Source organism: Maribacter sp. BPC-D8 (assembly GCF_035207705.1).
GTDB lineage: Bacteria > Bacteroidota > Bacteroidia > Flavobacteriales > Flavobacteriaceae > Maribacter.
Map to the genome: position 1 here is coordinate 265,425 of NZ_CP128187.1, position 16,257 is coordinate 281,681.

Below are 16,257 nucleotides of genomic sequence, written 5' to 3' on the forward strand. Positions count from 1 at the left end.
GTTTGACCTTAGTTAAGTAACTTGTTGATACTTGATTTTAGGAATCAGTTGTATCCACTCTAGAAAGTAAATGTTTTGAAAAACAACTAAAGCTCCTTCTTCATCATCCCAATGGTGAAATAGCCTAACAAAGCGATTACAACACCAATAATAACCCACAGCCACCATTTATTTTCGAAAATAGGATTGATTGTCTCAATTTCTGGTTTAGGTATTTCTACTACGCTCCCAAAATCTAGTTTTGTAATATTTTCTGGTAAAGAAATCGTAGTTTTTGATATATCGTAATTGGGGAAATTGTCATACGGCTTGCCGTAAACTAAAAAATAGTTAGCTGGTTCTGTAAAACGGGTGGTCAGCGTATGCAGGTATCCTTTAAGTTTTACATCTGATATTTTTAAAGCCTGATTATCATTGTTTAAAATAATAACACGGAGTCTTTGTGCTAGCGTACCAGGTAATTGAAAACTATTATCTTCCATTGAAGATAGAGTCTTTGTAGCTAAAGGACTGTAATTTTGATAATAACCTTTTTCGGTCTTTACACTATCAACCAAATACTGAATAGAAATTGATCTGTAGTAATCGATTTTATCATCAACGGTCAGTTCTAGTAAATTTAGAGGTACACGATTTTTTAAATCGATATCTATAATGGTCTTCTTATCTTCTTGAGAAACGGTAAAAGACTGTACATCGTAATTGCGATATTCGGCAGGCTTTTTAGCCTTTTTAAAAATACTTACAGATGCTATATTTGGTTTGTCTTTACTTTTTATTAATACTCTATAAAATCTAAAGCTTGCATCAGGAAACTTCAACGTGGTAAACGAATAATTTGTCTGGTCATTATTAATAGATAAAATGCGATAGTCTTCTAGAATAGTGTACCACTGTTTCATATGTCGACTACCTTCAAGCGTAATTTCCCAATTGAAATTGGGATCTTCTATGTTTAGTAGAATCTCATTAATAGTTTCTTTCTGTGGAATCTCATAGGTGTAGAAATAACCTTTTGAATTATTGACACTATTAAATAGATTGAATGATATCTGAGAATTTGCATCTTCTGCTTTTGACACTTTTTGAAGGTACGGAGCTTCAATAGTGTCATTTTTTGTAATGCCATAAATACGAATATCGCTCAAGTTTGAATTTACATCTTCAAACACCTCATTTGGTAATTCGATGTTATGCCAAAGGCTATCTATACCTTTTAATTCTATTTTTTTAGAATAAGAATTCATCTGTCCGAAACAAATTGAAATCGTTAAAAAGGCAAGAATTGTTAAAAAGCTATTGTTCAGTCTCATCTGAAATAATGTATTTGTATTTGTTGTAAAGAAATGAAATAATCAATAATAAGACACCTAATGATACGAATACGATTGTCTTAGAAATAGTATTCAATGATGAAATATCATAGAAGAACAACTTAATTAATGTAATGGAGAATAGTATAATAGCACCAATTCGCAGGTATTTTTTCTTTTTCCAAATACCTAAAGCGATAAGTAGTAAAGCGTAAACACCCCATAGAATACTAAGTCCTAATTTATAAGATTGTTCAGACCCAGATATATCCATCCAATTTAGCAGTTCGCTACTTGTTACCCATATAATTGCGGTATGCATTAAAATTTCAAATGGCATTTTAGAATTGAATTTTAAATACTCTTGTTGTGCCAATTTATAAATGGCGAGTAATAGAAATGCCAGAAATGCAAATGAAATATAGCGCATGTAAATATTATATGCTCCTACATTGTAAAATTCTGAAAGCTGCTGCGAAAGATAATTTTCACGTAGTTCGCTTAAGGTGTAAAGTCCGTTTGTAAGGAACAATAAAGTTGCTAAAAGCGCAGCGCCTAGGGCAACTATTCCTAAAACCTTGTTTTTAATTTTTATAATATTTATAAAGCTTAAAACGCTAATGAAAAACATGGTATACAATGTTAGCCAAAGATCTTCAAGATCTTTAAGGTTATAATTATATTCAGGGTATTCGCCAGAAGTACTCGATATGTCTATTTTGGATAACTGAAAGGAATTGTTCCAATACTGTTCAATTTCAAGAAAGAAGGCAAAGTAGAGTGTACCTACAAATAAAGCAGGAATACCAAATGTCATTATTTTTTGAGCTACTGAAGGTTTGCTAGTGTCGAATTTTATTTGAATCCAATTCATGAATCCGAAGACTGCTGCGCAAAGTATCGAGGTCATGAAGGTAGTATTTAATAATAAGCTCCATTCATCTGCGGTATTCATATACGAGTAGCTTGCTGCCCAATCCATCGTTAAACTTAAAAATGCTAGGCAAACCAATATATATGAAAGGTATTCATAGAATTTGACTTTTTTGGTGCGCCCGATCCAAAATAGTAGCGCGGCTTCGAAAGCCCAAAATAGTGTTACCCAATTGCCATCTAATTGTACAGGTACGGCTATAGTAATAAATGTAAGTACAAACCCAGATGTCAAAAAGAATAGCTTTCGATCAGCTAATTTTCTTTTGAAGATAATTACCGTTATTACAAAATGAATAAGTGCATTCAATAGGGTGAATAAACCTAGATAAAACTCTCCGCCTTCATAATCATAGAGCCAGGCAATACCAAAGCCGTAAAATATGAACGAATTTAGCATAATCAGAATAATATCTGCAACTTGAAATTTTTCAGATTTTATCAATTTAAACGCTAAAAACGTAGCGTAGAACAATGTGAAAAATAGCGTTAAAAAGCCAAAACCAATAGAGAAATCTTCATCGTAACTAGAGAAAGAATACCAAGACCCATAAATAAGCCAGGTGAATGCAAAGGCTACGTAGTAAAGTGCTTTCCAATATTTTTTAAAAGAAATAACTAAGAGACCGATATTAATTAAGGCGATATAACTAAATAGTGCAGTAACATTGCCAGAATCATTACTTAAAAGAAAAGGTACGGCGTAAGCCCCTACTAGACCAATATGAGCAATAATCTGCTTGTTGTAACTTATTGCGGCTACGACCCCGAAAACAGTAAATAATAGCATAATACCAAACGCTACCATCTGCGGAAATAACCCATAAAGATCGTAAGCGATATAGGTTAAGAAATATAGAATAGCCAAAGCGCCACTAACTAGAACTGCGCTGTAGCTTAGGTATTTTGCTTTTAGCTTAAATCCGAATCCTAATAGACCAATACCTACCAAATACCCAAGTATAATTCTGGTTAGCGGACTAATTAAGTTGTTTTCGATAGAATACTTTGCACCAATTCCAACCCCGATTACCGTAATAAGAATCCCAATTTTATTAATAAGATTTTCGCCAATAAATTTCTCAAGATTAGATTTACCTTTTGGTAATTTTATTTTCTTTTCAGAAATGGTTTTAGGTTCTTCTTGTACAGAAGCAAATTCTATTGGAGTAGGAGCGGGAGTTTCAATTTCTACGGCTCTTTCGATTATTGCAGCCTCTTTTTCAATACTTACTTCTTGAGGTTTAGTTGTTTGGTCGGTAGTATCTTCGTTGAATTTTATCGCCTGAGTATTTCTGAGAATTTGAATATCTCTGCGAATTTCATTTACCTCAATATTAAAGTCTTGCTGCTTTTTTAAAAGCAGTTCTAACTTTTGCATTAGGTTATTTATTTGGTCTTGATTGTTCGGCATTGATGGTGGTTTTTAACCTAAATGGTTTGGGTCTTCTAGTTTAAACGCAAAAGATGTGAATATGTTGGGGGTAGGTTGGTGTAGCTTTAAAATAAAATATCCCTGAAACGATTTTTGCTATTTCAGGGATATCTAAATAATATGATTTTACGCTATAATCGAGATTTAAATGTTTAGACGCTTTTGTCGAAATTTCAATTAAATTTTCAATTCAATGCTTAGCAGTTTTGTACCGAGGTTATTTACTTTTCAAAATATAAATAAATATACATTGCCGCTCCAAAATTAGAAGTGTCGGTAGAAACCAAACGCCAGCCATTTTTTGCATACTCATCAAGTTTTTCTTGAATTTCTTTATTTGATGACTTCGCTAAATGAAACCTGTCAAAAGTTAGTTTTGAATAGAAAATTAGCGTTTCGACTTTATATTCTTTCATGCTGTTTTCTAGTTAACCATAAATAAAGCGTTAGCGAAAAATAGTTTTCCATTTTCCCAGAAACCTCTAAAAAGCGGATTGTCTACCATGTATATTACTTGACCGCGACCCATATCTTCGGTTCCGAAAATTAAAGTTTCAGCAATTTTTTTCTTTGCTTCGCTACCTGCGAATCCAGATACGGGTATATTGTTGCCTTCGCTTAAATACACTGCACTGCCATTTTCTAAATAGTTATATGATCGTGACCCAAGTTTAAGGGTGAAATAAGTATCGCTGTAGCCATAAGCTAACGGATTTGTATTATCAACCGTTGCTTTAAAAATAGCGCCTGTAATAGCTGATTTGATTTGTTCTCTTTCTGAAATTTCAAAAGATTCTATTCTATTTGAAGAGTCTTTTTTAATTTCTTTTTCTTTAAGAGCGAAGTCTTTATCAGAAGCTGTTATACCGTCAATTGCACCACCCATGGCAATTAATTTTCCACCTTGCTTTACCCAATCTTTAATTTTTTCTTTAATGCTTGTAGACAGAAAACTATTGTATCCCCATCCGTCAGGTAAAATTAATATATCATATTTGGCAAGATCTACACGTGCAAAATAATCTTCGTCTAATACAGAAATAGGGTAGTCTAATTGTTGTTCAAAAAAGTTCCATATTTCTCCAAAGCGAAGGGTAGAAGTAGGTTCGCCAGAAAGTACAGCAATATTCAAATTCTGAATAACATCAACATAACCTGAACCAAAATCTTTACCGCTTTCTACAAAGCCTGTATTGGTAGAAATTAATTCTTTAGCATGGTTGGTAGATGCAGTAGTCAAAATTTCATTGAAGTTTTTCAATTGCTTATTATCACTTTTTGTAATGATCAATGTACCACGCTCATGAGATATACCATCTAAAGTAAAAGGCTTGTGTGCATAACGAACGCGTATTTTGTTACGTAATAATTCAGCTAAAAATTGAGCATCTTTCATGCTATTCCAGTCCGCCAAATAAGCATACTTATTTGCATCTATATTTTTAAGCACAGGCTTTTTAGGTGCAGCAGAAGTACCACTGAAATTACTTTCACTGGCAATAGCATCTAATCCGTAAGCATAAGGTAAAGACCATGCAGTAATATCATAAGTAACAGAATCGCTTAGTTTAGCCATAGGTTCGAAAAGAACTTTTACCAAAGTACTTTTCGGCTGATTTGATGAGATTACCAAACTTTGGTCGGTACTTTTTAAAGATCCTGTTTTTCCGGTTGTATAGCTGTATCCTTTAACCGTGCTATTAGTACCAGCTTGGTATTTTATTTCATGCTTATCTAATAAACTAGCTAAAACTTCTAATTTATCTGGGTTACCATTCAATACATAACTTTTGTATTTGAAATTTTTATTCTGATAAAACTTCTTAAACTCGTCATTTAATTTAGATACATTTTTTGACGCCACTTCTACGGTAGACAAACCAGTAGTTAGATGATGAGAAATTCTATCTTTTAAGGTAAGGGTGTCTCCAATACTGGTAGTAATACCAAGACCACCACGACCTCCGCCACCTTGTTCATAAGTCATACCAATACCACCATTATAGGTAGGGTAGGTGTCACCATAACTTGGGTATAGTAAGTCGAATACTTCTTTTGTAAAATAAAACCATCCGTTTTCATCGAAATACTTAGCGTGGTTTTTACCAATAGTTTCTTGAAATTCTCTTTGAAAATCTGTAATTACTTCATGAAAAGGTTCGGCAGCTGGTGCAAAATAATAAGGGTTGTTGACACCTTGCTCATGAAAATCTACATGCACGTGAGGCAACCATTTATTAAACTGCTTTAAACGTTGCTGACTTTCTACTTGTGTAAGCCACGCCCAATCTCTATTTAGGTCGAACATATAGTGGTTACTACGACCGCTCCACCAATTTTCATGGTGCTCTTTGCTATTAGGATCCACTTGATTCGGTGAGTTTTTAAATTGGTTGTACCAGTTTACATAACGATCTCTACCATCTGGGTTAATACAAGGATCTATTAATACCACTGTGTTTTCTAGATAACTGCTTTTGCTAGTAAATAGGTCATAAATGGTTTGCATAGAGGCTTCTGTACTAACACTTTCATTACCATGAACATTGTAGCTAAGCCATACAATAGCTTTGTCTGGTGAACCTTCTCCATTTAAGGCTTTCATATGCTCTTCTCTAATACTATCAAGGTTTTGCATATTTTCTTTTGTAGAAATGGTTGCCAATATTAGCGGTCTGCGTTCATTGGTTTTACCATATTCAATAAGCGTCATGCGTTGCGGTTCAGCCTCAGCTAAATATTGATAATAATCAACAACCTCATGGTGTCTTGTAAATTGTGTACCTAAGTCATAACCTAAAAATTCTGAAGGAGATTTTAGTTGGGCTAAACTTAAAAGTGGAACAAAAAGTAATGCGTAGCGTAAAATTAGTTTCATATAGTTATTTGTGTTGAGAGTCAGTCAAATCTATTAAAATAAATGCAAAAAGTACCTGATTTAGATTGTATTTTGACGAGTAATCAGGTATTTAATACTAACCGTAATTAACTTATATTTAGGAAATGTAAAACGAAAGGGTTTTATATTTACCAAGTATTTACTTTTTATATGGATATTGATTGTTTACCCTTAGAAAAAACGGGCTATTTTTCGAAATTAATTTGCGATTATACAGCAAAGGATCCCAAGCTTAACACCTTGTACAATAGGTTTCCCGATGTTGACGGATTTAAAGGACAAATTGAAGAGAAAGGGAAGCATTTTACCCAAGCTCAAAGAGATGTGCTGTATTCTTCAATGCAGAATCAGTATAGAAACACCGATACTTCTAAAAGTACAGCGGCTAATATTGAGCTGTTAAAAGAAAAAAATACCTTTACTATAGTTACGGGGCATCAGTTAAATCTTTTTACGGGTCCGTTATACTTTTTATACAAGATTATCTCTACGATTAACTTGACGAAGCAGTTAAAGAAGGAATATCCAGATAGCAATTTTGTGCCTATTTATTGGATGGCTACAGAAGATCACGATTTTGACGAAATCAATTATTTTAATTTCAAGGGATTAAAATTTCAATGGAATAAAGAAGCATCTGGTGCTGTTGGGCATTTACCTACCGAAGGATTGGAAGAAGTTTTTGCATTATACTCTAAAACCATTGGCGACAGTAACAATGCCAAAAAGCTAAAAGAGTTGTTTGAAAACGCATATCTGAAACATGATAACCTAACAGATGCAACCCGGTTTTTGGCAAACGAAATTTTTAAGGACTACGGATTGGTTATTGTTGACGGTGATGATATCGACTTGAAAAAGACGCTAGTGCCGTACATGAAGAAAGATATTTTTGAGCAAACAGCGTTCGAAAAAGTATCAGAAACCATTAAAGAAATAGAAGAAATTTCATCTGATTATCCGGTGCAGGTAAATCCGAGAGAAATCAATTATTTCTATTTAAAAGAGGGTGTTCGCGAAAGAATAATAGAAAGTAAAGAGAAGTACATTGTAAATGAAACAAATATTTCTTTCACTAAAGAAGCGTTGATAGACGAGATGAATGCTCACCCAGAGCGCTTCTCGCCCAACGTAATCGCAAGACCATTATATCAAGAAGTGATATTACCAAACTTATGTTACATAGGCGGTGGGGGAGAGATTGCGTATTGGTTAGAATTGAAGGCGGCTTTTGAAGCAATGAATGTTCCTTTTCCAATTTTATTAGTTAGAAATTCTGCTTTAATTATTACAGAGAAACAAGCCGAAAAGTTAGAGCGAATGAATATTTCTAAGTCTGACATATTCTTAAAGCAAAACAGTCTTATCAATAAAAAGATTCGAGAAATATCTAATATCGACATCGATTTTTCTCCACAAAAGAAATTGTTAGAAGAGCAATTTAAAGATTTGTACGCACTTACCGAAAAGACCGATAAGTCATTTCTAGGAGCTGTAAAAGCACAAGAGGTAAAGCAAAAGAAAGGCTTAGATGCTTTAGAAAAGAGATTGTTACAAGCGCAGAAAAGAAAACTAAAAGATCACGTAGTTCGAATGACAGAGCTGCAGAATGAAATGTTCCCAAACCTATCGCTTCAAGAACGTCAGTTAAATTTTTCAGAGTTTTATTTAGCGTATGGCGAAGATTTAGTGCCAATGTTATTTGAGGCTTTAGATCCGTTAGATTTAAGTTTTACCGTAATCACCCAAAAATAAATGATAGGCAAGAACGTATCTCTAAATAAGATAACCGTACTTGCTGTATTATCGTTTTTAGCCATAACCTTAATTACATTTTTTAAAAGTGCCTTAGAGTTAGAAGACGCTGAGCAGGCATACTACTCGCAGTGGTTTCGCTGGGGTTATGACGATCAGCCACCACTTTATACTTGGTTGCAGTATGGTCTCCATTCTATCTTTGGTGTTGGTAAAATAGCATTCTCTATGCTTAGAGGGCTATTATTTGCAGGTACATTACTAATGCTGTATCGATTTTCTAGACTAAGAATTAAAGACGCTGATGCATCTAAATTGGCTGTTTTGGCATTGGTCTTCATACCTGTGTATATCGACTTTACCTTCCGAAGGCTTTCGCATACCAGTTTACTGTGTTTAAGTATTGTTGCGTCTTATTATTGTATACAACTATTGGTTCAGGGTAAAACAATTTTTAATTATCTATTACTTGGCTTTGTCGTGGGTATAGGTATGATGTCTAAATACAATTATGCATTTTTTCTGGTAACCTTCGGTTTGGTTGCTTTGTTGGATAAAGAATTAAGAGCTATAGTTTTCAACCCCAAGATACTGGTGTCTGTTTTTATTTCTGTTTTATTAGTAGCTCCACATGTCTATTGGTTGTTAGGTCCTGACGAATTTCAATCTTTTTTAGCATCTAGCGTAGAAGAGAAAATAGGCATAGAAGAAGCAGAATCGGGATTTTCGTTGTTTCCCATTTTAATTTATTTAAAAGGCTTGTTCGCCTTGATGTTTCCACTTCTTATAATTGTAGGTTTAGGTTATTTCTCAAAAACTGTGAGTTTCAATAAGCGGAAGCTAAATTGGTTTGCTAAAATGCTATTGGCGCAATTACTAGTGTTAGGTTTATTTTTTCTTGTTTTTCAAAGTCAGAAAGTAGAGACGAGGTGGTTACTTCCGCTTTTTATTCCTTTTGTAGTACTACTAATAGAGACTATTAAATTTAAAAAGAAAGCGAAATTGGTGTCTTTAGGGTATTGGATTTTTATAGCCGTAATTTTTGTTCAAACAGTAAGAACACCAGTTGAGAAACTATTGAACATACCTTCATCTGTTCATTTTGGTTTTGAGCCAATAGCTAATACGTTGAACAAGAATTATGATGAATATCAATGGGTGCTTCCTAATGTAACTTATGCCGGTAATGTGCGATTACTACATCCTGAACGAATAATACTTTCTGCAGATGATTATTCGTTATCAGCTTTAGAACTGAAACATAAAAGGGAAATTTCAATTACGATTAATCCATCCGAAGTAAAACAAACCACACCTGTAGATAGTCTAATTGGTTTTGGAAAAGAAAAAGAAAATCTATATTTCTATATAGATTAAGGAATTAAAAATTCCCCATTCCACTTATCATCAATCTTTGTAAATAGAGCTCTAATATGATTAGGTCGTTGAAGTTTTAAGTATTCAATTTTTGATGGAATAATATCGATTATCGTAAAGTAGTTCTCGTTTTCAACATATTCCACATGGTCAGGGTTTTTAATAGCGCTACCTGGGCTAGTTTGGGTGATGTAATCTTTTCTGCTGTTCGGTTGAATATTTTCCCATGTTGATTGTATTCTATCCTTATTTGTTACTATTTGGGCAGTTCCTTCCACTTTAAGTTGTAGCATTTTTTCAGGATGATATAGAAGAAAGCTAACTTGATTATTGGCTGCAATATGTTTCATCTTTTCGGTACGGCTATCTGTATAAATCGTTAAACGTAAATCATCGCTAACCTCACGAAGCACTACGGTACGCAAACGAGCTACCGTTTCGTTGCCGACTGTCGCCATGGTAATGAACCTGAACGGGTGTTCTCTTTCATTAACTCCGTTGTGTATTTCAGTACTTAATTCTTTGAAAAATGAATTGATCATGCAGGTGATTTATTTAAAGGTAAAAATAAATAGATTTTGTGGTAGGGTAAAAGAGAGTTTGGTTGTTATATAAGTAATAGCTGTGAAAAGGAAATTGATTAGGTTCAATTTTTAAGCTTTGGTTTGAATTTGGTTTTTGATTTATGTGAAAGCTCGGGGTGGTTCCTGAGCTTTTTTTTTTAAAATAAATGTAAGGTGAAAAGATAAGTATCGACTTAGTGTTTGAATACAGATTGTTATGAAAAAGATTTTTTAAGTATTCGGTTTGATAATTAGTTGATTGAAAAGCCCGGGTGATTACCGGGCTTTTATATTTAATATATTCTTTACCTGATCAGTAAATGACATTGATCAAAGTAGTACTATCACTTCACTTTATATTCTAAGCGCATGGTAATAGATGCTGTTTTATTTTTAGATGAGGTGTTATAAGCGCCTCCCCAACTATAATCTTCACCAGAATTTTGACCTGTAATCTGAAAAACGCCCATGTTAGCAGAAACCAAATCACCTAAATTACTGCCTGCATTTTCAGCTATTTTTTCAGCACGTATTCTAGCATCTTCGGTAGCTTTCGAAATCATTTCAATTTTAAGGTCGGCTAATTTGGTGTAGTAATATCTTGGTGGTGACGAGTTGAACTGCACCCCTTTATTCAATAATTCTGTAATTTCTCGCGAAACACCTTCAATCAAGGCAACATCTTCAGATTCTATTTTTAAAGTTTGAATTAATTGATAACCTCTAAAAATACTACCAACGTAATTTCCATTTTCATATTGGTTATCTCGCATTTCGGTAGTTTGTACACTATTAAAAATTATACTGCTCGCATCAATACCTTTTGAGGTTAAATATTGGCGAACGACCTCTTTATCACTATTTAATTGATCAAAAGCTGTCTTTAATACGGTACTATTTGTAGAAAATTGACCTTCCCAAACAATAAGATCAGAAGTGAAATTTTCATTACCTAAACCGGTAACAGAAATCATTTGTGGCGGGTTCGCCCTTTGTATATATGCGTTACCCAAAAAATAAGCAGCGATAACAATTGCTACTCCAAAAATTAATGCACTAACGTGTTTCATGAAAAATATTTAAAATAGAGTTTAAATATAACAAAAGATCCTTTTCAAGAACCGCCAATTTGCTATTTTTGCCCATGCAAAATAAAGTCCTGATACTAGATTTTGGTTCACAATACACCCAATTGATTGGAAGACGCGTACGTGAGCTAAATATTTTCTCTGAAATTAAACCTTATAATAAACTACCCAAAGACCTTTCTGAGTATAAAGCGGTGATTCTTTCTGGATCTCCTTTATCGGTTAGGGGCGAAGATGCCGTTCACCCGGATCTGTCCGAAATACGTGGTAAAAAACCATTATTGGGCGTTTGTTATGGCGCACAGTATTTAGCACATTTTCACGGCGGTAGTGTAGAGAAATCTAATACAAGAGAATATGGTCGTGCCAACCTTAGCTTTATAAAGGAGAACGAACCATTTTTTGATAAAGTAAGTACAGGTAGCCAAGTGTGGATGAGCCATGCAGATACTATTAAGCACCTACCTGAGAATACGACCTTATTGGCAAGTACCCATGATGTGGAGAATGCAGCCTTTAAGTTTGAAGGGGAAGAAACCTATGCAATTCAGTTTCACCCAGAAGTATATCACTCAAAGGATGGAAAACAAGTATTGGAGAACTTTTTGGTAAATATTGCCGGAATGGAACAAACTTGGACTCCCGATGCTTTTGTGGATAAAACGGTAGCAGAGTTAAAGGAAAAGATTGGCGATGAAAAGGTGATTTTAGGATTGTCTGGCGGAGTAGATTCTACCGTTGCAGCAGTTTTATTACATAAAGCAATAGGCAAAAACCTTCATTGTATATTCGTAAATAACGGACTTTTAAGAAAAAACGAGTTTGGCGATGTATTGAAGCAATACGAGGGTATGGGCTTAAATGTAAAAGGTGTAGATGCTTCGGCACGTTTTTTGGATGATTTAGCTGGTGAGAGTGATCCAGAGACCAAAAGAAAAACAATTGGTCGTGTATTTATAGAAGTTTTTGATGATGAATCGCATTTGGTTGAAAATGCAAAATGGTTGGCACAGGGTACAATTTATCCTGATGTTATCGAATCTGTATCAGCAACCGGTGGTCCGTCACAAACCATAAAGAGTCACCATAATGTAGGTGGTTTGCCAGATTACATGAAATTGAAAGTGGTAGAGCCTTTGAAAATGTTATTTAAAGATGAGGTTAGAAGAGTAGGAGCTAGCTTGGGTATCGACAAGGCATTGTTGGGTAGACATCCTTTTCCTGGTCCTGGTTTGGCAATTCGTATTCTTGGAGATATCACTCCAGAGAAAGTAGCTATTCTACAAGAAGTAGATGCTATTTTTATTGACGGATTAAAAAAATGGGACTTGTATGATAAAGTATGGCAAGCAGGTGCTATGTTACTGCCTGTAAATAGTGTTGGTGTAATGGGTGATGAGCGTACGTATGAAAAATGTGTAGCGCTTAGAGCTGTAGAAAGTACAGATGGTATGACAGCCGATTGGGTGAATTTGCCATACGAGTTTCTACAAAAAACATCAAATGATATTATTAATAAAGTCCCTGGGGTGAATCGTGTCGTATATGATATAAGTTCAAAGCCACCAGCAACAATAGAATGGGAATAGTATGAAATACATGTTTAATCAAATTTACTTAATTGGGTCATTTTGTTTATTAGTGTCTTGCACGGCAATGGCACAAAAATTCAATACCCATCAAGTAAGATCAGGAGAAACTTTAGAAAGCATTTCTAAAATGTACGGAGTTTCAACCTCAAGTATATTACAGTATAATAAGGAAATTAAGGAAGGTCAGAAGCTGAGATCGAATACGATATTGGTAGTGCCGGGTAAAAAGATAGTTGAGCAAACTAGTACTCCGGCTTCTAATACTCCGACCTCTAGTACGGTAACAACAATAGTAAATACAAGAGTAGTTCAAGATTCGGTAAAGGCAAGAGAACCTATTGGGTATACAGAGCACCGTGTCAAGAAAAAGGAAACAATTTTTGGCATTACTCAAATGTATAATATTACAGAAGATGAGTTGAAAAAATACAATCCGAAATTGTATGCTTCACCACTTCAAAAGAAGATGGATTTACGTATTCCGAAATATCGAGCTCCTAAAGTTGAAGAAGTAGTTGATAATCAAGATGATTTAGAAAAGTACATTGTTGCGGCAAAAGAAACAAGGTGGAGTATAGCTCATAAATATGGTGTTACTGTTGAAAGAATGCTAGAGCTAAACCCGGGATTGTCGACAGCTAATAATTATTTATCTGAAGGATATGAATTGTTGATGCCTAAAATAGCAGGTAGTACAGTTAAAAATCAGGTAACACAATTATATACTTCATATACGGTACCTGCCAAAATGAATTTCTATCGTTTAGAAAAGGAGTTTGGTGTAAAGTCTGACGAGATAGTTCGCCTGAACCCTGAGATTACAGAACGTGGCGGATTAAAAGAAGGTATGGTTATTCGCATACCTGAGCAGAAAATCGAAACAGGAGTAATAAATACAGATAACTATATTTTTTATGAGGTTAAACCAAAGCAAAATGAGTTTCGATTAACTAGAAAATTCGGTATGACATGGTCAGAACTGGTTGCCTTAAATCCCGATTTAAAAGACGGTTTAAAAGCAGGTATGGTTTTAAAACTGCCAAAAGATAAAGTTGGTGATTTTGAGGTGAGAAATGCGCTAGTTCTAGATAAAGTAAATTTATTAGATAGTATAAATGTTGGTGTTACACCAAAGGTATTGTTCTTATTACCGTTTAGGTTGGATAAGGTTAATTTAGAGAATAAGGAGAGTTCAGAAAAAACTATTGATTCACGAAGAGATATGACCGTTAGTTTAGGTCTGTATTCGGGTGCCTTGGTAGCAATTGATTCTATGAAATCATTGGGCGTTTCAATAGATGTCAAAACATTAGATAATCAATTAGATTTGGCGAAAACCAAGCAGTTGTTGCAAGCGGAACAGTTAGGTGATTATAGTGCTGTTTTCGGACCTTTAGATGCGCCATCTCTTAAAGAAACCGCTGTGCAGGCATCTAAATTTAATGTACCAGTGTTAGCACCGGTAAATGCTAAGAGCGATATTAGTTTAGATAATGTTTTCTTCTCTTATACAGAAGAAGAAGTATTGTGGAAACATATGTTAGATTATGTAGAAGCTAACCATAAAGATGAAACACTTTTAATTATCGCAGATGAGGATAATAAAAAGGAGAAAGAAGCGATTCTAAAACGTTTTCCAACAGCGAAAGTGGTTGTAGTAAAAGAAGAAGAGAAGAATATAGGTATCAATAGAGATAAATTACAAACCCTATTATCTGATGATGTTTCGAACTGGGTATTTGTTGAATCTGATAATTATAAGTTGATTGCGAGTGTAGTGTCAATTTTAAACTCATTTAATAATACTGCCTTTGATGCCGTAGCAGGTAAAGACAAGGTTAATGTTCGCATGTTTACGACAGATATGAATTCAGCTTTTGAAAACGATGTTATTTCAAATACACATCTATCGAATTTGAAGTTTACGTATCCTTCAGTAAATCGTCCAGTGAAAAATAATTCATTCGTTGAGCGTTATAGAAAACGTTTTGGCGATGATCCAGATAGATATGCAGTAAGAGGTTTTGATCTTACCTATGATCTTTTGTTGAAACTAGCTTACAACAATAGCTTAATTGATGTTTCTAGATTTGTTGGTGAAACAGAATACAGTGGTAATAAATTCAATTACCAGAGAAAGGGTGTTGCAGGGTATTACAATCAATCATCTTATATTATGATGATAGATGATTTAAGAATTAAAACTATAGAGTAAATGACATCAAAAGTTACATACAACGGAGAGTTAAGAACAGAATGTGTTCATTTAAAATCGAACGATTCTTTCGTGACAGATGCACCAGTAGATAACAATGGTTTAGGTCAGGCATTTTCACCAACCGATACCGTTGCCACAGGTTTGGCAAGTTGTATGTTAACAATGATGGGTATTAAGGCAAACGGATTAGAGGTAGACTTAAAAGGTACTACGGCATCTGTTACCAAGCACATGGCTGCTTCACCTAGAAGAATATCTAAAATAGAAGTGGAAGTTCATTTACCAAAAGATATTTCAGATAAGAATAGAAAAATTTTGGTGCACACGGCAAATACATGCCCTGTGCACTATAGTTTGCATCCAGATATTGAGAAAGTAATCACTTATAATTGGGACTTATAAAAAAGGCACATTTTGTTTTATTTCTTTTAGCACTGCTAAACATTTCATATGTAGCGGCTCAAGAAGTAGTGTCTTGGGAACCTGAATTTAGATTTACTTGGAACGATTTTAAAGGTGCTGCTCCCATAACTTCAAGAGCAGCGGCAACCACGGCAAGTGGTATTACCTATCGCTTTTCCACTTTTTACGAGAATAGCGAGTTAAATGTAGATTATAAGGTATTCGCTTATTTCTACCCAACAAAGTCGTGGTACAAACCAAAGTTATGTAACGATGTCACCTTATTACATGAGCAATTGCATTTCGATATTACCGAGCTCTATGCACGTAAATTGCGAAAGCAATTAGCAGAGACAAAATTTACGAAGAATGTAAAAGAAGAGATTCGTAAAATCTATAAAGCTACCATTCGACAATTGAACGACTTTCAAAATAAATACGATTCAGAAACTAACTACTCAAGAAATTTACCTGTGCAAGAACGGTGGGTAAAAGAGATAGAGGAAGCTTTAAGCAAACACTAAGTTAATAGTGAAATAGTTGATTCGTTTTAAATCGGAGTTTAATTATTTAATAAGAACTATTAGTTATCCTTTATTATAGCCTTTCCATAAAAATAAATTCAATGACTGAATTAATAATTCATCATCTTGTAACTTGCCAATTTCAATACTAATAAGAG

General features: G+C 34.3%; 12 protein-coding genes. 6 read left to right on the top strand and 6 right to left on the bottom strand.

All coding sequences use genetic code 11. From position 1 onward, the window contains the following. Positions 1-86 precede the first annotated feature (86 nt). The 4 genes from QSV08_RS01090 to QSV08_RS01105 form a co-directional block, all read right to left on the bottom strand. Positions 87-1,313 (bottom strand): DUF3999 domain-containing protein, encoded by a 1,227-nt coding sequence (locus tag QSV08_RS01090; protein WP_324025790.1) that lies wholly within the window; start codon positions 1,311-1,313, stop codon positions 87-89. Next, positions 1,297-3,660 (bottom strand): DUF2339 domain-containing protein, encoded by a 2,364-nt coding sequence (locus QSV08_RS01095; protein WP_324025792.1) that lies wholly within the window; start codon positions 3,658-3,660, stop codon positions 1,297-1,299. The genes QSV08_RS01090 and QSV08_RS01095 overlap by 17 nt, the downstream gene beginning before the upstream one ends. A gap of 242 nt (positions 3,661-3,902) precedes the next feature. Then, positions 3,903-4,097: a DUF4177 domain-containing protein gene (locus QSV08_RS01100; RefSeq protein ID WP_282075962.1), complete on the bottom strand. Its 195-nt coding sequence runs from the start codon at positions 4,095-4,097 to the stop codon at positions 3,903-3,905. An 8-nt stretch (positions 4,098-4,105) separates the two neighbouring features. Then, complete coding sequence (locus tag QSV08_RS01105; RefSeq protein ID WP_324025793.1) at positions 4,106-6,559, bottom strand: M14 family metallopeptidase; 2,454 nt, start codon at positions 6,557-6,559, stop codon at positions 4,106-4,108. 171 nt (positions 6,560-6,730) lie between these two features. On the opposite strand from QSV08_RS01105, the gene bshC reads away from it, so the two are divergent. Both bshC and QSV08_RS01115 read left to right on the top strand, forming a co-directional pair. Continuing rightward, positions 6,731-8,335 carry a bacillithiol biosynthesis cysteine-adding enzyme BshC gene (gene bshC, locus QSV08_RS01110; RefSeq protein WP_324025795.1) on the top strand — a complete coding sequence of 535 codons (1,605 nt, stop codon included), beginning with the start codon at positions 6,731-6,733 and terminating at the stop codon, positions 8,333-8,335. Then, a complete protein-coding gene (locus QSV08_RS01115) occupies positions 8,336-9,712 on the top strand; it encodes an ArnT family glycosyltransferase (protein WP_324025796.1) in 1,377 nt (458 codons plus the stop codon). Here QSV08_RS01115 and QSV08_RS01120 read toward each other — a convergent pair. Beyond that, a complete protein-coding gene (locus tag QSV08_RS01120) occupies positions 9,709-10,254 on the bottom strand; it encodes a pyridoxamine 5'-phosphate oxidase family protein (protein WP_324025798.1) in 546 nt (181 codons plus the stop codon). The genes QSV08_RS01115 and QSV08_RS01120 overlap by 4 nt on opposite strands. Before the next feature lie 365 nt (positions 10,255-10,619). Next, on the bottom strand, positions 10,620-11,345 hold the full coding sequence (locus QSV08_RS01125) for an SIMPL domain-containing protein (protein ID WP_324025800.1): 726 nt from the start codon (positions 11,343-11,345) through the stop codon (positions 10,620-10,622). Positions 11,346-11,419: 74 nt separating this feature from the next. On the opposite strand from QSV08_RS01125, the gene guaA reads away from it, so the two are divergent. Genes guaA through QSV08_RS01145 form a run of 4 tightly spaced genes read left to right on the top strand, consistent with a single transcriptional unit; the run spans position 11,420 to position 16,099 of the window. Then, complete coding sequence (gene guaA / locus QSV08_RS01130; protein ID WP_324025802.1) at positions 11,420-12,952, top strand: glutamine-hydrolyzing GMP synthase; 1,533 nt, start codon at positions 11,420-11,422, stop codon at positions 12,950-12,952. A 1-nt stretch (position 12,953) separates the two neighbouring features. Next, positions 12,954-15,170, top strand: coding sequence for a PBP1 and LysM peptidoglycan-binding domain-containing protein (locus QSV08_RS01135; protein ID WP_324025804.1), 2,217 nt, complete (start codon positions 12,954-12,956; stop codon positions 15,168-15,170). Continuing rightward, complete coding sequence (locus QSV08_RS01140) at positions 15,171-15,575, top strand: OsmC family protein (protein ID WP_324025806.1); 405 nt, start codon at positions 15,171-15,173, stop codon at positions 15,573-15,575. Continuing rightward, a complete protein-coding gene (locus QSV08_RS01145; RefSeq protein ID WP_324025808.1) occupies positions 15,563-16,099 on the top strand; it encodes a DUF922 domain-containing protein in 537 nt (178 codons plus the stop codon). Before QSV08_RS01140 ends, QSV08_RS01145 begins: the two co-directional genes overlap by 13 nt. Positions 16,100-16,257 lie beyond the last annotated feature (158 nt).